General features: G+C 52.1%; 20 protein-coding genes and 1 pseudogene. 8 read left to right on the top strand and 13 right to left on the bottom strand.

Annotation, left to right across the window (positions count from 1 at the left end; translation table 11 throughout):
* Nucleotides 1-122: 122 nt before the first annotated feature.
* The 8 genes from ACVL1J_RS05655 (at nucleotide 123) to ACVL1J_RS05620 (ending at nucleotide 9964) form a co-directional block, all read left to right on the top strand.
* Entirely contained in the window at nucleotides 123-818 is a 696-nt protein-coding gene (locus ACVL1J_RS05655; protein ID WP_491665172.1) for a heavy metal response regulator transcription factor, read from the top strand.
* 2 nt (nucleotides 819-820) lie between these two features.
* Nucleotides 821-2164 carry an ATP-binding protein gene (locus tag ACVL1J_RS05650; RefSeq protein WP_491665171.1) on the top strand — a complete coding sequence of 448 codons (1344 nt, stop codon included), beginning with the start codon at nucleotides 821-823 and terminating at the stop codon, nucleotides 2162-2164.
* Between the two features lie 12 nt (nucleotides 2165-2176).
* Nucleotides 2177-2536 carry a hypothetical protein gene (locus ACVL1J_RS05645; RefSeq protein ID WP_341238053.1) on the top strand — a complete coding sequence of 120 codons (360 nt, stop codon included), beginning with the start codon at nucleotides 2177-2179 and terminating at the stop codon, nucleotides 2534-2536.
* Between the two features lie 91 nt (nucleotides 2537-2627).
* Nucleotides 2628-3917 (top strand): TolC family protein, encoded by a 1290-nt coding sequence (locus ACVL1J_RS05640; protein ID WP_341238052.1) that lies wholly within the window; start codon nucleotides 2628-2630, stop codon nucleotides 3915-3917.
* A gap of 12 nt (nucleotides 3918-3929) precedes the next feature.
* Nucleotides 3930-5423, top strand: a complete 1494-nt coding sequence (locus ACVL1J_RS05635) for an efflux RND transporter periplasmic adaptor subunit (protein ID WP_341238051.1) — start codon at nucleotides 3930-3932, stop codon at nucleotides 5421-5423.
* 65 nt (nucleotides 5424-5488) lie between these two features.
* Nucleotides 5489-8662 (top strand): efflux RND transporter permease subunit, encoded by a 3174-nt coding sequence (locus ACVL1J_RS05630; protein WP_341238050.1) that lies wholly within the window; start codon nucleotides 5489-5491, stop codon nucleotides 8660-8662.
* Nucleotides 8663-8671: 9 nt separating this feature from the next.
* Nucleotides 8672-9028: a DUF3147 family protein gene (locus ACVL1J_RS05625; RefSeq protein ID WP_008249246.1), complete on the top strand. Its 357-nt coding sequence runs from the start codon at nucleotides 8672-8674 to the stop codon at nucleotides 9026-9028.
* A gap of 12 nt (nucleotides 9029-9040) precedes the next feature.
* Entirely contained in the window at nucleotides 9041-9964 is a 924-nt protein-coding gene (locus tag ACVL1J_RS05620; RefSeq protein WP_341238049.1) for a cation diffusion facilitator family transporter, read from the top strand.
* Nucleotides 9965-10128: 164 nt separating this feature from the next.
* On the opposite strand, the gene ACVL1J_RS05615 is transcribed toward ACVL1J_RS05620, so the two are convergent.
* The 13 genes and pseudogenes from ACVL1J_RS05615 to ACVL1J_RS05555 form a co-directional block, all read right to left on the bottom strand.
* Nucleotides 10129-11757, bottom strand: a complete 1629-nt coding sequence (locus tag ACVL1J_RS05615) for a phosphoethanolamine transferase (RefSeq protein ID WP_341238048.1) — start codon at nucleotides 11755-11757, stop codon at nucleotides 10129-10131.
* A gap of 68 nt (nucleotides 11758-11825) precedes the next feature.
* Nucleotides 11826-12155, bottom strand: a complete 330-nt coding sequence (locus ACVL1J_RS05610; RefSeq protein WP_341238047.1) for a YnfA family protein — start codon at nucleotides 12153-12155, stop codon at nucleotides 11826-11828.
* 9 nt (nucleotides 12156-12164) lie between these two features.
* Entirely contained in the window at nucleotides 12165-12557 is a 393-nt protein-coding gene (locus tag ACVL1J_RS05605; protein ID WP_341238046.1) for a hypothetical protein, read from the bottom strand.
* A 27-nt stretch (nucleotides 12558-12584) separates the two neighbouring features.
* Nucleotides 12585-15704, bottom strand: coding sequence for an efflux RND transporter permease subunit (locus ACVL1J_RS05600; RefSeq protein ID WP_421831696.1), 3120 nt, complete (start codon nucleotides 15702-15704; stop codon nucleotides 12585-12587).
* Between the two features lie 12 nt (nucleotides 15705-15716).
* Nucleotides 15717-16829: an efflux RND transporter periplasmic adaptor subunit gene (locus ACVL1J_RS05595; protein WP_305586208.1), complete on the bottom strand. Its 1113-nt coding sequence runs from the start codon at nucleotides 16827-16829 to the stop codon at nucleotides 15717-15719.
* Nucleotides 16830-16831: 2 nt separating this feature from the next.
* Nucleotides 16832-17407: a hypothetical protein gene (locus ACVL1J_RS05590; RefSeq protein ID WP_341238215.1), complete on the bottom strand. Its 576-nt coding sequence runs from the start codon at nucleotides 17405-17407 to the stop codon at nucleotides 16832-16834.
* Entirely contained in the window at nucleotides 17404-18651 is a 1248-nt protein-coding gene (locus tag ACVL1J_RS05585; RefSeq protein ID WP_421831699.1) for a TolC family protein, read from the bottom strand. The genes ACVL1J_RS05590 and ACVL1J_RS05585 overlap by 4 nt, the downstream gene beginning before the upstream one ends.
* A gap of 85 nt (nucleotides 18652-18736) precedes the next feature.
* Nucleotides 18737-19063, bottom strand: a complete 327-nt coding sequence (locus ACVL1J_RS05580) for a hypothetical protein (protein WP_491665170.1) — start codon at nucleotides 19061-19063, stop codon at nucleotides 18737-18739.
* A 40-nt stretch (nucleotides 19064-19103) separates the two neighbouring features.
* A pseudogene (locus ACVL1J_RS05575) lies at nucleotides 19104-19628 on the bottom strand (molybdopterin-dependent oxidoreductase); the annotation flags it as partial.
* Between the two features lie 200 nt (nucleotides 19629-19828).
* Entirely contained in the window at nucleotides 19829-21223 is a 1395-nt protein-coding gene (locus ACVL1J_RS05570) for a YncE family protein (RefSeq protein WP_491665169.1), read from the bottom strand.
* Between the two features lie 27 nt (nucleotides 21224-21250).
* Nucleotides 21251-21721, bottom strand: coding sequence for a DUF305 domain-containing protein (locus tag ACVL1J_RS05565; protein ID WP_491665168.1), 471 nt, complete (start codon nucleotides 21719-21721; stop codon nucleotides 21251-21253).
* Nucleotides 21721-22512 (bottom strand): anti-sigma factor family protein, encoded by a 792-nt coding sequence (locus ACVL1J_RS05560; protein ID WP_491665167.1) that lies wholly within the window; start codon nucleotides 22510-22512, stop codon nucleotides 21721-21723. Before ACVL1J_RS05560 ends, ACVL1J_RS05565 begins: the two co-directional genes overlap by 1 nt.
* Nucleotides 22509-23015: an RNA polymerase sigma factor gene (locus ACVL1J_RS05555; RefSeq protein WP_491665166.1), complete on the bottom strand. Its 507-nt coding sequence runs from the start codon at nucleotides 23013-23015 to the stop codon at nucleotides 22509-22511. The genes ACVL1J_RS05560 and ACVL1J_RS05555 overlap by 4 nt, the downstream gene beginning before the upstream one ends.
* Nucleotides 23016-23019 lie beyond the last annotated feature (4 nt).

Raw genomic sequence — 23019 nt, 5'->3', positions numbered from 1 at the left:
CCATGCCCTTAGTCTAGTCAGGGGCACCTGTCAGCTACCTTCCCGGTACATTACAAATATGTAATCTTCACCAAATTCGGGGTGGTTATACTGGGCACCTGCATAACAACCAAAAAAAGTCGATGAAACTGCTTTTGATCGAAGACGACCTGCGGCTGGCCGATTACCTAAAGAAAGGATTGACCGAGGAAGGTTTCGTTGTCGATTTGGCACGCAACGGGATTGACGGTTTGCATTTGGCCACCCAAGGCCTTTACGACGTGATCATTCTTGATGGCATGTTGCCCGACATTGATGGTTTGGCCGTATTAAGTGCGTTACGCCAATCCAAAAGTATTCCGGTACTGATGCTTACCGCCCGCGCCATGGTTGAAGACAGGGTGAGCGGCCTGAAGGCCGGTGCAGATGACTACCTGGTAAAACCCTTTGCGTTTGCCGAGCTGGTGGCCAGGCTTCACGCCCTGGGGCGCCGAACTTCAACAGTTGCAGCAGAAAGCCAAACCACCGTATTGACCTTGCTGGACCTGGAGTTGGATGCGGTGCGCCGCACGGCCAAACGCGGCGGCAAGGATTTGCGGCTAACGGCCAAAGAATTTTCATTGCTGTGGCTGCTGCTCCGCCGCAAAGGAGAAGTCATTAGCCGCACAGAAATCGCTGAGCTGATTTGGGACATGCATTTTGACAGCGAGACCAATGTGATTGATGTAGCCATTCGCAGGTTGAGGATCAAGCTGGACGATCCTTATGAAATCCCTTTGCTTCATACCATTCGCGGTATGGGGTACGTTCTCGAAATCAGGACGCAGGGCAAGGAGTGAGCGTGAAATCAATTTCCAGGGCCACCATCGGGTTGACCAGTTCAGTCAGTGTACTGGGCGTGGTTTTACTCGCTGTACTTGTGTATTGTTGCATCCACTATTGGCAGGCCAAGCAACAGGAGGAAACTGCCAGCCGCGCGCTTCATGCTGTTGAACACCTTTTACTAAAACCCACTTCCGAATATTCACCAGAAGATGTGAAACATGGCTTGGAAGAGGTGTTGGGTGGGCAAGGCCGAACCCAGGTCCAAGTTTATGACAGCCGGGACAATCGCATGTTCGGGCCAGAGGTATTCTTCAATGCAGAGGGATCTATTCGGGAATTCTCGCAAGTGTTTGATGCCGAACTTCCCCAACTGCAAGCCAAACGAGTTGAACTGGCAGTGAGCACCGTAGATGACGAACGTTTTCTAAACTTCATTTCAGGAATATTTGCATCGTCCATTGTGTTGTGGATTCTGGTGTCGGTGTTGATCAGCATGCGACTGATTCGCCTGGTTTTGCGCCCCATCAATCGACTGACAGAACGCATTCACAATTTGGGGCCACGATCGCTTGATGTTGTGCTTGATGATGATAAAGCGCCCGAGGAATTGCGACCATTCATCGACGGATTTAACCGCCTGCTGGGACAACTGCGCGAGAATCGCGAGCAATTGAAACTCTTTAATGGCAACGTCGCGCATGAACTAAACACTCCTTTGTCGAGTTTGACCATCAGCCATGAGCTACTTCAACGCCGCAAAATTATCGAAGGCGAGGAACTTCAAAAAATTGTGGGGGACCACCTCGACGAACTTGACCGGATGGCACGAATTATTCGCAGCATGCTTTTCCTGGCCAATGCGAACCAAGGCAGAGAACTTCAACTTCAACTAATCCCCAGCCTTCGTCAATTGGTGGTATCAGTCGCTGAATACCTTGAACAGTTGGCTGAAGACAGAGAGCTTTGCATTACGGTTCAAGGCGATGCCACTGTGGAGGTTGAAACTGAATTGATTAAAAGAGCGGTGAGCAACTTGCTGTCCAATGCCATTCGCTATGCCAAAAACGGTACGACTATTACCGTGGACATTGCCCAAGAAGCAGAGTGGGTGTGGATCAAGGTTTCGAATGAAGGCCCGACAATTCACCCAGTCAAATTGAATCGTTTGTTTGAACCTTTTTTTCGTGCTGAAGAGGGGCGAAGTGACACAGGAAGCAATCACGGGCTTGGCCTAGCTATTGTGGCAGCCATTGCGAAACTGCATGGTGGTGAGGTATTTGCGAGAAGCGAAGATCTAGTTACGGTGATTGGCTTTTCAATCAAGCAAGAACGACGATTGACATCAACACACAAACAATGACATCCTAATATTATGCATCGCTCAGTAATCTTCATGGTTTTAATGTTTCTGCTTCCGCTCCAGGCCTCTTGGGGCGCGGTCGCGGATTATTGCGCGCATGACGAGCTTGCGCAACAATCATCACATTTCGGTCACCATCAAGATGAACATCATGCCCACGATAGCCAAGCTGATGCCGGTGACGATCAAGATAGCCAATATCCGCAAAACCACGACCATTCGCATTCATCCAGCTTCGTCGGCTTTTCTGCTGACGATGCGCACAGCGTTGTCATTGATTTCAGTTCGCCCCAGCAGGTGCTGAGCACTTCAAAGTATTCTTTTTTCTGTCAAACCCGCCCCGAACGCCCCAAATGGCCCGTGTCTGCCTAATACCGGCGACACGATTCCTGTCTTTACCCACATTTAAACGACTGCGTTAATTCGTCTCGCCGATTCTTTCCTTTGTACACCGGAGAAATCGATGCGAAAAATATTGCTAACGCTGGCTGCGACCGCGTTGCTGCCAAGTGCCGCCATGGCACTGGACAACACCCCCGAATACACCAGCAATGGGCTTAATTCCCCAGCTGGGCAAGCCAGCTTGCCGCGAACAACAAACCTTACGTTGAACACTGCACTTGAAAAGGCCTATGCTGCAAACCCTGAATTGGCAGCGGCCCAAAATGCGCTGCTGGCATTGGATGGCACGGTGCTGCAGGCCGAAACTCGCCCTAATCCCGAGCTGCAGGCCACAGTCGAAGACACGCGCAGTGCAACCCGAACTAGTACACTGCAACTCAATCAGCGTATTGAACTAGGTGGAAAGCGCTCTGCACGAATTGACGCGGCAGAACGTGGCAGAGATCTTGCCAAAGCCGAACTTGAAATTGTTCAGGCTTCAATTCAAACCGAAGTCACCTCAGCTTTTTACGACACTTTGGTAGCACAGGAACGAGTGAGGCTGGCTCAATCCTCCATCGCTCTGGCCGAAAGTGCCCTGCGTACTGCGCAAAAGCGCGTCGAGGCTGGCAAGGTTTCGCCTGTTGAGGCCACCAAAGCGGGTATTGCACTGGCGGGTGCACGCGTAGACTACGCACGCGCAGAAAGCACGCTGAAATCATCCAAAAAACGCTTGGCCACCGCAATGGGCGAGCCTCAGGTGAACTTTGAAAGTGTCGAAGGAAATCTGGAAACGCCGCCGGAGCTACCCACAATCGAGACGTTGGAAGCAAGGCTGACACAATCACCCACTTATCGAAAAGCCCAAATCGAAGTAGATCGTCGTAAGGCGATCAGCGAGGTCGAACGCAGCAAAGGCGTGCCCGATGTGACGGTGAGCCTCGGCGGGCGAAAAAATCAGGAGCTCGGGCTTAATCAGGCTGTTTTCGGGGTCTCTATCCCCATTCCTGTTTTTGACCGCAACCAAGGCAATTTGCTTGAATCACTGCGACGCGCTGACCAGGCCAAAGATGAACTGACGGCAACGCAATACCGCTTGTCTCGCGATTTACAAGCCGCATACGAAAACCTGAGCGCGTCCCGAGAGGAATTCCTAGCCTTGCGTGACAGCATTTTGCCCAGTGCAGAAAGCGCCTACAACGCTGCAAGCAAGGGTTTCGAGATGGGCAAGTTCAGTTTTCTGGAAGTGCTGGACGCACAACGCACCCTGTTTGATGCCATTGCACAAAGCCAGCAATCGCTCGCCCAATCCCACCGGTATGCCGCCGAACTGCAAGGAATTCTTGGGCAAACACCAGCCAATATTCAGTAGGACCACTTAATCATGAAACGCAATTTCAGTAAGAAACAAATCATTTCCATCGCACTGCTTGTAGCAGTGGGTGCCCTGCTGCCCGCAGTTTTCTTGAACACCAGCAACTCCCAACCTGGGCAAACCGAAGACGCACAACTTGAACAAGCCAACCCCAATGAACCGGTTAAAGGCCCCAAGGGGGGTAAATATTTTGTTCAAGACGGCTATGGTGTTGAGGTAACCATATTTGAAGACGGCGTTGAGCCTGAATTCAGGATTTACACCTACAAAGACGACACTTTGCTGCCCCCCGAGGTCACCAAGGCAAGCATTGAACTTGAACGACTGGGTCGAAAAACTCAAACCATCAACTTTGCACCCGCCAACGATTTCCTGCGCGGCGATGCCGTGGTGTTTGAGCCCCATTCATTCCGTGTTGCCGTGAATACGCAACATGAAGGCAAGCAATACCGCTTCGCTTATGACCAGATCGAGTTCCGAATCGACATGAGCGCCGAGCAAATGAAACAAAGCGGCATTGAACTGGCCACAGCCGGCCCGGCCAAAATCAAAAGCAGCATTGAATTGATTGGCGAAATCCAGTTCAACAGCGACAACACGGTACGCGTGGTGCCACGCTTGAGTGGCATTGTGGAATCTGCCCCCGTGAACGCGGGCGATCAGGTTAAAAAGGGACAAGTGCTGGCGGTAATTTCCAGCCAAACCCTGGCAGATCAGCGAACCGAGTTGCTGGCTGCGCAAAAACGCTTGGCATTGGCCAACACCACATTCGAGCGAGAAAAGAAACTGTGGGAAGACAAAATTTCAGCCGAGCAAGATTATCTGCAAGCGCGCAATGTCAAACAAGAGGCTGAAATTGCGGTGCTGAACGCAAGACAAAAGCTGGCTTCTATTGATGGTGGCGCCGCCATTGGGAGCCAACTGACCCGCTATGAAATTCTATCTCCGATATCGGGCACTGTTGTGGAAAAAAACATTGCTTTGGGGCAGGCGTTGAAGGAAGACGCCAATATTTTCACGGTGGCCGATTTGTCCACCGTGTGGGCTGAAATGACGATTTACCCCAAAGACCTGAATACAGTGAAAGTGGGCCAGCAAGCCACCGTGAAGGCCACGGCATTTGAATCGGAAAGCGTCGGCAAAGTGGCGTATGTGGGTTCCCTAGTGGGTGAACAAACCCGCACCGCCACTGCACGCATTGTGTTGCCAAACCCCAATTCTGTGTGGCGCCCCGGCCTGCCAGTGAAAGTTGAACTGGTGGCCGAGGAAAGTGAAGTACCTGTGGCCATTTCAACCGAAGCCCTTCAAACCATTCTGGATGGACCCGCCGTGTTTGGCCGCTATGGCCAACAGTTCGAGGCACGCCCGGTTGAACTGGGCCGCAGCGATGGCAAAACCGTTGAAGTGTTGAGCGGCCTGGACGCGGGTGAGCAATACGCCGCTACCAACAGCTTCCTAATCAAGGCGGATATCGGCAAATCAGGGGCAAGCCATGACCATTGATTCAATGTTTGCCAAAACCTGCTCAAACCTTTGCCACTGCATGCGAACAGAGGAAGTACCGAATCATGTTTGAAAAAATAATCCGTTTTGCCATCGAACAACGATGGTTTGTGATGCTTGGGACCGTGGGCCTGATTGCCCTGGGTATTTACAGTTATCAAAAATTGCCAATCGACGCTGTACCCGATATCACCAACGTTCAGGTTCAAATCAACACCTCCGCTCCTGGCTACTCGCCATTGGAGTCTGAACAGCGCATCACTTATCCCATAGAAACTGTCATGGCGGGTTTGCCTGGCTTGCAGGAAACCCGTTCCATTTCACGCTATGGCTTGTCACAGGTCACCGTGATTTTCAAGGAAGGAACCGACATTTATTTCGCGCGCCAACTGGTCAATGAACGCATTCAGCAAACCAAAGGGCAACTGCCCGCTGGAATCGACCCCGCGATGGGGCCAATTTCCACGGGTTTGGGTGAAATTTTCATGTGGACTGTGGAAACCAAAGAAGGGGCTGTGAAAGATGACGGCATACCCTACACCCCCACGGATCTTCGGGAAATTCAGGACTGGATCATCAAACCCCAACTGAGAAATGTACCTGGTGTGACTGAAATAAACACCATCGGTGGCTACGCCAAGCAATTCCAGATTGCACCCTCGCCCGACAAACTGGTTGCCCAAGGTATTTCCCTAGACGATCTGCTGCGGGCTGTTGAACAAAATAACAGCAACGTGGGTGCTGGTTACATCGAGAAGCGTGGCGAACAATACTTGATACGGGCACCTGGTCAACTAACCGATATTGCCGACATCGAAAACGTCATTGTGTCGAATCGTTCGGGGGTGCCGATTCGAATTAAAGATGTGGCGCAGGTCTATATTGGCAAAGAACTCCGAACCGGTGCCGCCACAGAGAACGGCAAAGAAGTGGTGTTGGGCACAGTGTTTATGCTGATCGGCGAAAACAGCCGTGTGGTGTCTCAGGCGGTGTCGAAAAAGCTGGAGGAAATCAACCGAAACCTGCCTGATGGCGTAGTAGCACAAACCGTTTACGACCGCACAGTGCTGGTGGACAAAGCCATCAACACAGTAAAAAAGAATCTGATTGAAGGCGCCATTCTAGTCATTGCGATCTTGTTTCTTTTCCTAGGCAATATTCGTGCAGCCATTATCACGGCCATGGTCATTCCTCTGTCCATGTTGTTCACGTTTTTCGGCATGGTCAACAACGGGGTAAGTGCCAACTTGATGAGTCTTGGCGCACTGGACTTCGGCATCATCATCGATGGCGCTGTGGTGATTGTAGAAAACTGTGTACGCAGGCTGGCCCATGCACAAAGCAAAGCGGGGCGAACACTCACGCGCAAGGAACGCTTTCATGAAGTGTTTCTGGCCTCCAAGGAAGCGCGACGATCCTTGCTGTTCGGCCAACTCATCATCATGGTGGTTTACCTGCCCATTTTCGCGCTCACCGGCGTGGAAGGAAAAATGTTCCACCCCATGGCTTTCACAGTAGTGGCCGCCTTGCTGGGTGCCATGATTCTGTCGATCACTTTCATTCCAGCCGCGGTGGCCTTGTTGATCACCAACAATGTCAGCGAGAAAGAAAACCGTATCATGACGTGGGCCAAGCGTGGATACGAGCCTGCACTGGTCAAGTCAATGGCCAACAAACCAGTGGTGCTTTCAATTGCCGTGGTGTTGGTGGTTTTGTCGGGTTTGCTGGCAACACGCATGGGCAGCGAATTTGTGCCAAGTTTGAATGAAGGCGATATTGCCCTGCACGCCCTGCGCATACCCGGTACCAGCTTAAGCCAGGCCATTGGCATGCAAACTGAACTTGAAAAAACGATCAAGCAGTTTCCTGAGGTAGACCGTGTGTTTGCCAAAATTGGTACGGCTGAAATTGCAACCGACCCGATGCCACCAAACGTGGCGGACAATTTCGTGATGCTGAAACCTACTTCGGAGTGGCCAGACCCCAGCCGCAGCAAAACTGACTTGGTTAATGCCATGCAAACCGCTGTCATGAAAATACCAGGCAACAACTATGAATTCACCCAGCCCATTCAAATGCGGTTCAATGAATTGTTGTCGGGTGTGCGAAGCGATGTGGCTGTGAAGGTATTTGGTGACGACCTGGACACGCTGAATACCGTTGCTGGAGAAATTTCCGAAGTGCTGGAGAAAGTCGATGGCGCAGCAGACGTGAAAGTAGAACAAACCACGGGCCTACCCATGCTGACCGTTCAGATTGACCGTGAAAAAACCGCACGGTTTGGTATCAATGTGACCGATGTTCAAAACACTATTGCCATGGCCGTTGGCGGGCAAGAAGCAGGCGTGCTGTTTCAGGGCGATCGCAGATTTGACATCACGGTGCGATTACCCGAGGAACTTCGAAATGACCTGCAAGCCATTGCCCGACTACCTATTCAGTTGCCCGGCAATGTTTCTGGAAGTGACATGCCGCTTTTCGTACAATTGGGCGATGTGGCCAGCTTGGACATTGCACCTGGCCCCAATCAAATTAGCCGCGAAAACGGCAAGCGCCGTGTAGTGGTGACTGCCAACGTACGTGGCCGTGATATTGGTTCATTTGTGGCTGACGCGCAAAACCAGATTCAGCAGAAGGTGAAAGTACCGGCAGGCAACTGGATCAGTTGGGGTGGAACGTTTGAACAGTTGCAATCGGCCTCCAAACGACTGCAAATTGTAGTTCCGCTGTCACTGTTTCTGGTGTTCCTGTTGTTGTTCATCATGTTCAACAACGTTCGGGATGGCTTGATTGTGTTCACGGGTGTGCCGTTTGCATTGACTGGCGGTATTCTTGCTTTGTGGTTGCGTGACATCCCATTGTCAATCTCCGCAGGCGTTGGCTTTATTGCACTTTCTGGTGTGGCGGTGCTGAACGGGCTGGTAATGATTTCATTTATCCGCAGCCTGCGCGAAGAAGGCATGCCCCTGGACAGGGCCATTCATGACGGTGCTATGACTAGGCTTCGCCCGGTGCTTATGACCGCGCTGGTGGCTTCACTTGGCTTTATTCCGATGGCGATTGCCACTGGCACAGGTGCGGAGGTCCAACGACCCCTTGCCACAGTGGTGATCGGGGGAATTCTGTCATCAACCGCCCTTACCTTGCTGGTCCTTCCAATTCTTTACCGGTTGACCCACCGCAAGGAAGAGGAAATGGAAATTACGGATCAACAAGCAAAACCTGCTTACACCACATAGGTTACCAACATGGGCTGGATTATTTTGAAGTACCTCACCACCGCAGGCCTGGTGGTTCTGATTTCCGAGGTGGCCAAGCGCAGCGACAAGCTGGGCGCGTTGATCGCAGCGTTGCCCATGGTCACTGTGCTGACGCTGATTTGGCTTGCCATTGAAAAAGCACCACAGGAAAAAATTGCGAACCACGCCTACCTGACATTTTGGTATGTACTACCTACCCTGCCCATGTTTTTGGTCTTCCCCTGGCTGTTACCTAGGGTGGGGTTTCTGATGTCACTGGCAGGCAGCGCCTTGCTAACGCTACTTTGCTTTGCAATGACAGTGAAAATTGCTGCGGGTTTTGGTGTTCAACTTTGGTTTAAATAGGGAGTAAGTTGTATGGGTGCAGGACATTCACATGACGTGAAAGTTGAGGGATATGAAAAGCCATTGTGGATTGCTTTGATATTGACCGCCAGTTTCATGGTGGCCGAAGTTGTTGGGGGCATATTGACCAACAGCCTGGCCTTAATCTCTGATGCAGCGCACATGTTCACCGACTCGGCGGCATTGGCTATTTCCCTGCTGGCAATCCAGATTGGTAAAAAAGCAGCGGATAAAAAACGTACATTTGGCTACCATCGCTTTGAAATCCTGGCGGCGGCTTTCAATGCCGTTCTGCTTTTTGGAGTGGCCATCTATATTCTTGTTGAAGCATTCCTGCGAATTTCGAATCCACCAGATATTCAATCCAACTTGATGCTGATGATCGCTTCCCTGGGCCTGCTTGTGAATCTGATTGCCATGAAACTTCTAAGCCAGTCAAAAGATGACAGCTTGAACGTCAAAGGTGCCTACCTTGAAGTGTGGAGCGACATGCTGGGTTCAGTGGGCGTGATCGTTGGTGCTTTGTTGATTCGATGGACAGGCTGGGGCTGGATTGATTCTGTGATTGCGGTAGGCATTGGCCTATGGGTGCTGCCACGTGCCTGGGCCCTGTTAAAACAAAGCACACATATTTTGCTGGAGGGCACACCAGAGCATTTGAACATCGACGAGATCAAGCAAGCACTATCAAGCCACTGGGGCGTGGACAGCATTCATGATTTGCATGTGTGGTCCATTTCCAGTGGTAAATCTAGCTTGTCAGTTCATGTTGTATGCCAGCACCGGGAAGTGGATTGGACTGATTTGCTTCAACAAATTCGCGCCATGCTGGCGGTTCGGTTCGATTTGCATCACACCACGATTCAGCTTGAAGCAACACCTTGTGGGCTTGCGGATGTGGATCACCACTACAACGCGGAACCTGCGCGACCTTAACCCTACTAATGTTTCCCTAAGTGTTGCTGAATATTATTCATGCACCGTGACACACCGAAGGGGAAACAACATGAACAACGGCAATCAACCCGGTATCGGGAAATTTTTACTGAACAAGGTGCCTGAAGTCACCTTGTTGTTTTGGCTCGTCAAAATAATGTAGGTTATTGGGCAGATCGCACTTGCTGCTCAAAATACGCTTTCAGAGCATCGGTGCGCTGAGCGCACACGCCACTTTCCACCTCGAAAGTCAACATGAGCGAACAAAACAAATCGTCGTGCGTGAAGGGATAATCTTTGACCAGACTCAAGTCTTCCGTGCGGTAGTCAAAGTTTTTTCCGAACCATAATACCGAAGCCACATGGGTTTGCTCCTTGGGTGAAAAAACATAAGGCGCACCATGCAAATACATACCCTTTTCACCCAAGGACTCACCGTGGTCGCTCACATACAGCATGGCGGTCTCATGGCTTGCATCAAACTTTTTCAGCAATGCAATGGTTTGCGCCAAAAAATAATCGGTGTACAAGATTGCGTTGTCATAGGCGTTGTTGATTTCCTCGTCGGTACATTTTGACAATTCATTGGTTTTGCACACAGGCGTAAACCGTTCAAACTCTGGCGGATAGCGCTTGTAATAGGCAGGACCATGATTGCCCATTTGGTGCAGCACAATCAGCAGATCTTTGCCGGGGTGTTTGCGTATGTGTTCCTCCAGCCCAACCAGCATACCGGTGTCCCGACATTCGGAATCGCACACCGGATTGACAACAGGGTCTCGAAAATTCTCGTAGGGCAAACGAACAGCAACACCCTTGGAATCGGAATTGTTGTCGCGCCACAAAATTTCAGCACCCTGGCGTTTCAGCACATCGAGTACATTTTCAAATTCATGCACGGTTTCGCCATCAAAGCCTTCGCGCCCGGCTAAGGAGAACATGCAAGGCACTGACACTGCGGTGGATGTGCCGCAGGATGTGACATTGCTTAACGACACCACGTCCTCTTTGCTCAACATCGGGTTAGTGGGTTTGGTGTAGCCATTCAGTGCAAACCGGTCGGCACGCGCCGTTTCGCCCACCACCAAAATGATCAGTTCCCTAGGGTGCTGCGGGGGTTCATCATTCAATGCAACGTCTGGCGCAACGGCTTGCACCACCACGGGGCCAGCACTGCCTTTGATTTTGCTGCTTGCCAGGCGAATGGCCGAGTAAGTGAGGTAAGTTGGGTTGGCGTAAAAGCGCAGGCTTTTGTGTTCACGAAAAAACGAAGCGTATTGAGAAGTAAATGGCACGATCAGCAGTACCATGCCAATGAGCAAACACAAACTGAATAGTGTTTTCGCACGTAGTTCTGTCACGAAGCCTGCATTCTTGGGCATGCGGCGCAACACATACCAGGCAGGCAGCACACCCATACCCAGCAGGTACAGCAACATGGAAATCGAGAACAGGTCGCCTGCTTCAGCCGCGTTGGTTTGCAAGGTGTTTTCAAGCATGGTTTGATCAATCACTGTGCCATAAGCCGACATGAAATATGCCGCCATGCTTGAGGTGAGCAAATAAAAGGCCAAAACCCATTTGGCTGCTCGTCCATGGCAAAACCAAAGCAGCATGAAAGTTGTGGCCAGGGTAAACAACAAAAGTACCGAACTGACGAACAACAAGTTACCGTCGCTAAGCGGATAGGCCGACAGCAACCGGCTTGCAAAGCTGCCATTGGCTACCAGCATAAGAAAAACTGAAACACCGATGATCCAGCGGTTTTGTGCATTAAGAATGTTGTGCCACATGTCTTTCCAAAAAATAATCAAAAATTGGGTCAGGGATGCACTCGAGTTGATTGCGATAGTTGTTCGCGCTACGGGCTTGGTTGCAACATGATAACCGCCATGCCCGCCAAAGCCAGGCCTGCGCCAGCAATGTCCCACCGGGTCAAATTGATACCCTCGATCCAGTAAAGCCAAAGCAAAGCCACGGTGATGTACATGCCGCCATAGGCGGCATACGTGCGGCCGGCAGCCGAAGGGTGCAAAGTCAACAGCCAGGCAAACAGAACAAGAAATCCGATGGCTGGGAGCCACAACCATGGGGACTTGTCCTGTTTCAAAATTAGCCAAGGCAAATAGCAGCCCAAAATTTCAGAAACGGCCGTAACTGCAAACAATGCGGAAAATTTGATCAGCTCCATTTCCCAAACTCAGTTTGTTTTAAATCGAACTGTGGCTTTCTTCTTGTTGGCGAATTCTACTGTAGCCACTGCAGTGTAGGCGGAGCCCTTCAAGTCAACACCCTCACCCGACAACAGCGCCCCTTGGCCCGCCAGTGTTCTTTCCATTTTTTGACCAGCCACCAGAAACACCACTTTGGCCTTGGCTTTGCTCAAGTCCATCACCTTGCCGTGATCAACTGCATGCAATTGAACATTTTCCGGCTTCACCACCAATTCATACTCGATGTGGTTGGCTTCAACCACTACACCACCATGTTTGGGCTCAAGTTTGTGTTCATCTTTTTCCTGTGCCACAGCAAAACCTGAACTCAAGGCCAAAACAAGGCCGAAAGTTGTTGTCAGCAATTTGATTGATTTCATCTTCATCTCCTTTCTGTTAAAAAAAAATTACAGCGCTTGAGCATCGGATTGCTCCATTAACCTCTCGGCATCCTTGCGCCCAAAAACCCAAAACAATGCTGGCGTTAAAAAGGTATCCAGCAAGGTTGAACTGATCAGACCAGCAAAAATTACAACTGCAACCGGATGCAAAATTTCAGTACCCGGGCGCTCTGCTTCAAACAAAAGTGGCGCCAAGGCAAATGCAGTGACCAAAGCTGTCATTAAGACGGGACTTAACCGTTCCATCGATCCGCGCACAATCATGGACTGCGTAAACTGCTCGTGTTCGAATCGCATCAAGTTGATATAGTGGCTTACCTTCAAAATGCCGTTCCGTACCGAGATGCCCGCCAGGGTGATAAACCCGATTAGCGCCGCCACTGACAAAGGCTGTCCGGATAACCACAAGCCAAGAACTGCACCTACCATGGCCAATGGAATATTGCCCATGATGATGGCCGACAAGCGCACCGACTGATAACGGCTGTAAAGCACCGCAAACATCAGCACGAGTGAAATGATTGACAGAAAACCGACTAAGCGTGTGGCTTCTTCCTGAGCCTCAAACTGGCCGCCCAGAGTAATGAAATAGCCTTCCGGTAAATTAGTATTTGCAACTGTGGTACGAATGTCTTCAACCACTTCGGAAAGCGCTCTGCCTTGGGCGTTGGCAGAAATCACGATTCTCCGTTTGCCATCATCACGACTTATCTGGTTGGGGCCATCACTGTCTTCAATGCTGGCCAACAAAGACAATGGAACTGCACCCAAGGGGGTCGGTATCAGCAAAGTCTTGAGTTGCTCCAAACTGCGGTCTTTTTCTGCCAGTTTCAAAACCAGGGCAAAACGCCGGTTGCCTTCAACCACCTGAGTGATTTTCTCGCCCTCAATCAAAGCCTGTAGAGAATGCAACACTTCCGATGAAGACACACCATACCGGGATGCGGCATCGTAGTTGATCCGCACTTTGATCTCTGGTGCGAGCACCTGCTTCTCAACTTCAAGGTCAACCAGTCCATCGATTGTTGACAGCTCTGCACGCAGAGTTTCAGCGGTGCCACGCAAGGTATCCAAGTCTTCCCCGAATACCTTGATCGCGATTTGCGAACGTACACCGGAAAGCATGTGATCAATGCGATGTGAAATGGGCTGCCCTACCGCAATAGCCGCCGGCAAGTTCTGGAGTCGTTCGCGTATTTCCGCTTGTAACTCCGCCATGGGGCGAGTCATGTCACCGGCAGGAATCAACCCCAAATCCAGTTCGGACACATGCACACCTTCGGCATGTTCATCCAGCTCCGCACGACCACTTCGCCGCCCAATGTGTGTAATTTCTGGAATGTCTTTGAGCAACACTTCCGCTTGAGAGGCCAATTTCGAGGACTCTTCCAAGGTGACGCCAGGATTTAACCTCATACCGATCAGCAAGGTGCCTTCATTGAAAGGCGGAAGGAATGTTTTAGCAAAAAATGGTACTGATGCGCCTGCAACAATTACCGCAATCACACCCGCCCAAATCGCCGCTTTCGGGTTATTCAGCACTCCAGACAAGCCAACCTGATACTTGGACTTTAACCAAGCCAACACGCGAGTATCGCCATGATCAAGATCCTTGATGCCTGGCAACAGGTAATACGACAACACGGGTGTCACCGTGACAGAAACCACCAGCGATGCGAGGGTAGACACGATAAACGCAATGCCCAAGGGCACAAACAACTTGCCTTCAATGCCAGGCAAAGCGAACAAGGGGATGAACACCAACACAATAATCACCGTGGCGTACACAATACCTGTTCTTACTTCAAGCGATGCCTTGCGCACAAGGCCCACCAGGTCGAAAGCAACACCAGGGTGTTTCGCCCGTTGTTCCTTCAAACGGCGAAGAATATTTTCTACGTCTACCACGGCATCATCGACCAAACCACCAATGGCAATGGCCAACCCACCCAGCGTCATGGTGTTGATGGAAAGTCCAAAATACTCAAACACCAAGGCGGTGATGAAAATAGACACAGGGATGGCAACCAGTGCGATCACGGTCGGGCGAATCGTACCCAAGAAAAAAAACAGCACTGCAGCTACAAATATCGAAGCGCCAATCAGCTTTCCTTGCAAGGTGGAAATTGAGGCCTCAATGAAACTGGCCTGTCTGAAAGTCACACGCGGTGTTTCCATTCCTTCTGGCAAGCTGCTGCCCATGGAAACCAGGGCCTCTTCAATCCTTTTGGTTAAGGCAATGGTGTCAGCGCTTGGCTGCTTTTGTACGCCCAAAATTACAGCGGGTTTGCCTTCAAACCCGGCATCACCCCGTTTAACTGCGGCCGCAAAATCCACCTTGGCGACTTGCTTGAGCAGCACTGGCACACCGTCTTTTGAACCTACAGCCACCTTTCCAAGGTCCTCCAAAGAGGACGTTCTTCCAAGGTTTCGAATCAGGTACTCACGGCCATTAAGCGCCAAAAATCCGCCCGATGTATTGGATGCAAAACCGCTCAAGGCCTGCTGCAGGTCCTCAATGGTAATACCCAAATTAACCATCCGCTGCAAATCTGGCTGAACCTGAAACTGGCGTACTTCGCCACCAATCGGGATCACCTGTGCCACGCCTTGAATCGATAACAATCGGGGGCGAAGCACCCAATCGGCATACTCGCGCACTTGCATGGGTGTGGTCTTGCTCGAATCAATCGGTATGGCGATTTGCATGATCTCGCCCATGATCGAACTAACCGGCCCCATCACCGGTGCCACGCCAGCAGGAATGGATTCCTCCAGACTGGAAAGCCGCTCCGACACCATTTGACGTGCCCGATAAATTTCAGTGTCCCAATTGAAAGTCACGTAAATAAATGAAAGCCCGGCACTGGATACCGAGCGAATGACCTCGACACCCGGAAGGCCATTCAAGGCTGTTTCCAATGGAAACGTAATTAACTGTTCGACCTCCTCCGATGCCATTCCACCAGCTTCGGTAATCACGGTGACCGTTGGTTTGTTCAGATCGGGAAATACATCAACCGGTGTTTGGGTCAGCGTATAGGCTCCATACACGGTCAAAATAAGCGCGCCGAGAAGTACCAGCAGCCGGTTCTTCAGGCTGCTGTCTAATAACATTTGAAACATGTCGGCGCCCCCTTATCGAACCTGGTTGATCAAGGTCGAACCTTGAATCACCACGCGTTCATCACCGGTCAGACCGCTTCGTACCAAAACCTCAACGCCGTTCAACGGCTCAGTCAACACCACCTTGGGCTCGAACAGTTCCGGTTCTTTCTTGACCCATACAATGGTTTGATTGGCAGCGTTTTTAACCACCGCAGCACTGGGTATGGCAATACCGTCTATCTGATCTACTAGCTCCCCATATACTTTCAAAAGTTGCCCTGTCGGAAAGCGGATACTCTCAACATCGCGGGCTTCAAATACCAAAGACAGCGACTGATTTTTTACGCTGCTGGCTGCACCCACGTAATTTAGTTTTAAAGTTTTTTCACCTGCAGGAATCTGAGCGGAGGAAAACTGGGGAACAGCGTTGGGCTCAAACCAAGTGGCTTCAATACGAACCACTTTGGGATTCACGATTTCAAACAGCACATCGCCTTCAGAAAAAACCTTGCCAGCAATAGCTGCTGTCGAAGCAACAACACCGTTTGACAAAGAACGAAGCTCCTCGCGCGAGCCAATACCGCCAGATACCGCAGACACTTGCTCACCAAGGCTATGTACCTGCGCTTGGGTGGCTTGAATTTCTTTCTTGGGTACGGTGTCAGCCAGTAGGGTTAACCGATCCAAGCGTTGTTTGGCCAACGCCAATTCAGATTTCAATTGTGACAATTGCGCCAGTTGGGCAGACTTTTCAAGGGGGGCTTGGGGGGTCTGGATAAATCCCAAAATTTGTCCTTTCGTTACCGGCTCCCCAAGTTTCGGAACACCATTGCTGGAAGGCACAAAAAAACCTCCCAGGCTGGTTTGCACCACACCGCCCGATTGGGGATCCAGCGCCACTTGACCATTCATTTCAATTACCTTGGCCTGTGGTTTTACTTGCACAATTTGTGTTCGCAAATCCAACTGCCGTTGTGCCGGTTTTGGCAGGAACACTTCACCCGTAGCAAGTCGCTTGGGACCATCCCCAGTGCTGGCAACGGCTGCTTCGTCGCCGTGATCGTGCCCAGGGCCTGCGTACAAGGGAAGCGGTGCCAACAAGCCAAACGCCACCACCGAGAGAATAAAATTTTTCTTCAGCATGATTATTTGCCTCCCTTTGATTTCAGACGAACATACCCAAACACAATCAAAGCGAGAATCAATAAACCACCCACTCCATACAAGACTATTTTCGAAAGACGTGACTGCACTTCTTCAACACTATCGAGATCATCGTGGTGACCAACAATCAGATCCCCAGCCAAAAGATCAATGTCTTCGCCTGCGGATACAGTCATGCTGACAGCCACTGTCCCATCCTCGATTCCCTCGGGTAACTGCGCATCAAATTCGCCTTCACTGTGCAACTCAACTGGCACTTGCTGACCGTTCAGTTCCAATTCCACCTTGGCGTTTTGCACGGGGGCATTGGTGGCTGCATGGTCAATGTAAATTTCAAGCATGCGGCCTTTCAAAATGCCAACCGCCTCGAACAGTTCCGATTCCATGACCACGCGGGGCGACGCTTCACCAACTGCAACCGGTGCTTCATCACCATGGTCATGACCCGGGCCTGCGTAAGCTGTCGTGAAGAGGAGCGAGCCGGCAAGCACTGCGGCTGACAATACATTGGTTAAAAATTTGCTCTGTTTCATGACGTTGATCTCAATGTTATTCATGGTAGAAGTCCCAAGGCCTGTTTGTAGGCTGAAACTTTTGCGGCATATTCAATGGCAGATTTCCGGGCCAGTTTGTCGGCCTCAAAGGCCTTTTGCTCGGCAATCAACAAAGTGGGCAAATCGGTTTCACCCAAATCGAATGACTTTTTGTACAACTGGAAGGTTTTTGCGGCCAGCTTGGCCTGCTCTTGGGCTGACACCCTGATTTGCGCGAACAGGTCCAAGTTGCTCTCGGCGGCACGGCCAACAACAACTATTTGCCGCTGGGTTTTTGTCAGTACCGCTTCGGCGGCAATGCTTTCACTTTCTGCCTGCAACACCCGGCTTTGGTATTCCGACGAGTTACCCAAAGGAATTCGCGTGGAAACCACCAAAGACTTCTCGCTGGCCGAGGTGAATGCGCCACGGTCGCTGATGATGGCCAAACCCACCTCAGGATTCGCCCGCGCTTGGGTTTGCACCAAATCGCTTTGTTGTTGCTGGGCCAACACCTGAAGCTGCGCCAGTTTGATCGCGGGATGATCCAGCGGTTTCAGCCCATTGGGAATGTCGGTGCTCTCGGTTTGAATCTGTGAAAGCACTGAAACAGGCAAACCGATGGTGGCCGCGTAATCTGCACTCACATCACTTAAAGCGCTTTGAGTTCGAGCAAATTCTGCTCGGGTCTGTTCATACAGGGCAGAAGCCTGATAAAAATCGGTTTGGGCCAAATCACCAGCCTTCACCCGCTTTTCAACATCCACCATCAACTCTTTCGCAGATTTAAGTCGCGCCTGTGAGATTTCCGCATCAAGGTTCGCTGCCAAAGTATTCCAAATCGTTTGACGTACAAGACCAGCGAGCTCAAGTTTTTTCTGTTCAAGTTGCAACTGCACCAACTCAATTTCGGTGTCTCGCAATGATTGGGTACGCGCCCGCTCATTCCAGTTCCAGATGGGTGCGGACACACCGAGCTCGATTTCTCGCAAGCCCTGGTTGTTGTAGTTCCGATCCGATCGATACGACCCTTCCAGTGAAAGTGGTTGGGCAGTCAAGGCGCTGGCTGCACTCCTTCTTGCTTTGAATGCTTCAATGCGCTTCAGTGCCGACTGCACTTCAGGATCAATGCTCAAGGCCGATTCAAAGGCATCTTGAACCGTCACTGGGGTTTCCACAGGCATGGCTTGCTGAGTAAACGCAGGCAGAGCAGCGCTTAAAAACAATAAAGCCAGGCAAGTGGACACCACACGATGTGGTGAATACATAGGTAAATTCTCCGAACAAAACAGGTGAACTGCCCTTTTTGGCCTGCACAAGCAGGCGTCAAAGGGTGGCTAATTCAGGTTTTGTTCAGACCCATTTCGGGCGTTCGATGCGGTTTGACGAGACAGATTGAAAGCCGTTGAACTCTTCGGGTGCTTGGTCCAAGGCATTGGGAAGTGTGGCAAAAGTCAACAAACTAGGCAATACGCTCACACTGTGTGCATGGCAATGGTGGTGATCACCATCGCAGTTTTGGTCTTGCTGCTTGTTATTGTCTGGTTCGTGATGTGCGGCGTGGTGATCATGCCCATCGTGGGTATGAAGCACTGCCTCAATCGCAGATTCATGTTCTACGCCGTGTCCGTTATAGGTTTCCACCGCTGCAAGCGCTGCTTGAAGCGGTAGTACCAACATAAGAAGGACAAGGAAAAAATTTTTCATGAGAGTAAGAGTATCACACACTGGTTTGGTTCAATTCGCGCCATGCTTGAGTGATGATGGTTCTAGCTGCGGTAATACCCAAAGTGGCCATCAACACCGCTACCGCCAAATCAGGCCATGCACTGCCGGTCCAGGCAACCAAGCCGGCGGCTGCAACCACGGCTACGTTTCCAATGGCATCGTTGCGGCTGCAAAGCCACACCTGCACGATCAATCGTACCGAATAGCCGTTTAACAACGGCAAATCGGCACCGTTCATTTGCCAGGCCAGCATCACTTCGCCGTTCAGGGCATGGTCGATGTTGAGCGCCTTGACAAAATCCGGACCGTCACCAACCGGAGGTTTGTCAAAGCCATTGAACGATACCTGAACGCTGCCGGCCTTGACGCCGGCTTTTTCTAGTACTTTTTTCAAAGGCACGCCGGTCCAGCGGGCATTGCCCATGGCGCCGTTGGACAGTTGGCCGCCGTTGGCGCGCGGCGCAAAATGGCCGCGGCTATTACCCGAGCACTGGTTCACCGCAACGAGGTCGGTCGCGCACGCCGTTTTCGAAAGGCAGCGCGGTACTGCCGAACGCGGACGCGGCGCCCAATGTTCCGGCCTGGCGCAGGAAGCTACGCTGCTGCGCCGTTCTTGTTGCAAGTGAAGCACTAGTTTTTCCTTGCTGGGCTACCGCATCGTTGTTGTTTTGTTTCACAATCCATCGTTATTTATAAACCGACCGATCATAAGCAGGCTTACATTGCGCTTACCAGCACGGCTTTGGTTGCATCTGCTGGCGCGTCGCCTTCCATCACGACGATCTTGCTCGGTGTCGGCTGCTTGTCGGACAGCGTCGTGGTGATGTCGCGCAACGGTCCGATCGCCGTGCCGTTGGCGCCGCCCATCGGGTTGGTCTTGAAGCTGGCCACCGCTGCTTTCTGACCTGTCACATAGACGTTGTACACCGTTTGCGGCTTGAGCTTGAAAAGCGACACTTCGAGCGCGTCGACCACGCCCAGGTTGCGCGACACCACAAATCCCTTGGCGTCTCCGGCGACCGCCTTGAGCGCGATATTGATCGGTTCACTGTTGCCGCGCGGGGTCAGGTTGGCCATGCCGTCACCTTCTGGTACCGCTTTCGATACGTACACCAACGCCTGCGGCGCCTGGCCTACGGGAACGCGGGCGATGACCTTGTTGCTGGCGGTGTCGATGACATCAACGGCGTCGCCGTTTTCCAGTCCGACATAGACCCGGCTGCCGTCATCCGAGGTCCAGACACCATGTGGCAGGGCACCGGTGGGAATCGTCGCCGTCAGCTTGGGTGTGTCGTCGGTGGTGTAGACCTTGACGGCGTTTTCGCCACCAATGGTGATATACGCATAGGTGCTGCCACCAACCTTGGCGAACGCCAGATGGTTGGTAATCATGCCGGTGTCAAACACCCCTTTTACTTCCAGCTTGTCGGTGTCGATGCGCGTGACCTTGCCGACGTCCTTGTGCGTCATCCACATTTCCTTGAAGTCCGGCGAAAACTGCAGGAATGGCGAAAACGGGCTGACCACCTTGATCTGCTTGACGATCTTGTGCGACTTGACATCGATGATATCGACTACCGGATTGAAACTCGATACGACGAAGGCCAGTTTGCCGTTCGGATGGAACAACACCATGCCGGGGCCGGCGGTGGTCTCGATGCGTCGCGTCTCTTTGTAGGTAATCGGATCGATGACCGAAATATAATTTTCGCCACGCACAACCGCCCAGACTTCCTTGCTGTCGGCAGTAAAAAAGCCTTCATGTGGTGAGCGGCCGATGTAGGTCACGCCTTTGACCTTGTTGGTTGCGGTGTCGATGAAGGTGACCGAATTGGAGCCGTTGGCAATGGCGATCAGTGTTTTGTGATCCGGGGAAAAGCCAAGCCCGTGGACGTTGATTTCACCCTTGTAAAGTGGCGACAAGACGTCGGGCCGCTGATTGCCGAGTTTGATCTGACCCAGCAACGTGTTGGTAACCGGATTGATCACCGACACCGTGTTGCTGTTCTGGTCAGCGGTATAGACGCGGTCCCGGCCATCGGGTGCGGCGTGGGCAGAATGGGCTAGCGCGACACTGACTGTCAATGCGCAGAGAAGGGACGAGTTTTTCATATGAGAATTCTTCCAGAGTGGATTAGATTATTTGGCGGGGACCGGCACGCGCGGTTGCCGCGCCTGGTAGCGCGTCAGCCATGCCTGCATCAGCTTGATTTCGTTTTGTTGTTCGGTCAGGATGCCTTGCGCAAGGTTTTGCAACTCAGGGTCCTTGTTGTAGAGCATCAGCGCCTTTGCCATGTCGATGGCGCCCTGATGGTGGGGAATCATCATCGTGACGAAGTCGTGTTCGGCCACGCCGCTCATCGGCGCGCGCCGCATGCCGTCGTCCATGACCGCCATCGCATCGTCCATCAGCGCGGAAAACGGCTTGGCGGTACTGGCCACGAACCGCGGCGGCGATTTTTGTGTCGGTGCCGAATGCTGATGCTGATGCCTATCTTGTGCAGCGGCCGGCAGCCACGCAACGCTTAGCGAGCAGGCGATGCCGACAACCAACAACCGACTCCGGCGGGTCCGGAGCAGGCAGGCTGATTTAAATGCGGATAATTTCATTATGGTTTCTCCAGTTGTTCGTAAACGGTCGTGGCAATACGCGTGAGCTCGGCTTTATTGATGCCAGCTGACAGCGCATAACCGAATTTGCCATCGATCCAGTAAAACACGTTGACCGGACCTTCCTGCGCAAACTTGAATCCGGTGTCCTTGTTCTGCGCCTGTTCGGTCGAGACATACAAGGTCAGGCGCTGACCGGTCGCATCGTGATACATGAACTGCGCCACCGGTCCGCTTTGCCCAGGCAACAAGCGCCCGCCGATCAGTTCATAGCCGAGCTTGCCGAGCTTGGGTGGCCGGATCGGGGTGCCGATACGCTTCGACAGCCACGCCACGAGCTGATCTTCCTGGTCCGCGCCAATTTCAACCGGACGTTTTACATCAGGACTGAAAACGACATGCGCAATGGCAGCCTGACGCGCAAGGCTGGCGAACTGCTGCGTCGCAGCCGGCGTCGCGACGGTGCTGCGCGCAAGCTGGGCGTTTTGCTGTCCATGCAGCGCCCAGCCGGCACCGCCGCTGGCAACGGCGATCACCAGACCGGCTGCCAGGCGCTGCAGCATCCAGCCAACCTTGCGCGGCGGTGCCGACAGGCGCGCCGGAACGGGTTCATCCAGTACCGGGTCGAACAGTGCGCGCAAGCTCGCATTTTGCGCCTGATACGTCTGTACCCGAGCCAGCTCATCGGGACGTGAGGCGAGATAGGCGTCAATTTCCGCGTGCCGCACAGCAGGCAGCAAACCATCGACATAGGCGTGCAGATCGGCTTCGGTAACAGGAAAATTATTCATTTCACGACTTTCAATGGCGAAATAATGGTGCGACCCTCCATCACCGCGCGCAGTTTTTCCCGGGCGCGGGACAAGCGGGACATGACAGTGCCCACAGGGATCCCCAAGCTTGCCGCGACTTCGTCATAAGTCATTTCTTCCAGCGCAACCAGAAGCAGGATTTCACGCTGCTCGGTTGGTAACTGGCGTAGAGCATATTCCATATCGCGTATTTCCAGTCCCTGTGTCTGCGTCGCTTTGACGTGCGGCATCGGGGTGTTGTCGTCCAACTCCTCGGTCATCAGTGTCGGCTTGCGGATCCGGTCGACATGCATGTTGTGCATGATGCCAAACAGCCAAGCGCGCATGTTGCTGTCTTGCTGGAACAAGGCCAGCTTCTGCAATCCACGTTCCAGCGTATCTTGCACTAGGTCATCGGCGCCAGTGCGATTGCCGATCAGCGCCCGCGCATAGCGGCGAAGGCGAGGAATACAGGCTAGCAACTGCGTACTTGCATCTTGCATGAAT

The sequence above is a fragment of the Limnobacter sp. G6BE5S genome (genome assembly GCF_058448965.1).
This window is presented reverse-complemented; position numbering and strand designations above follow the sequence as displayed.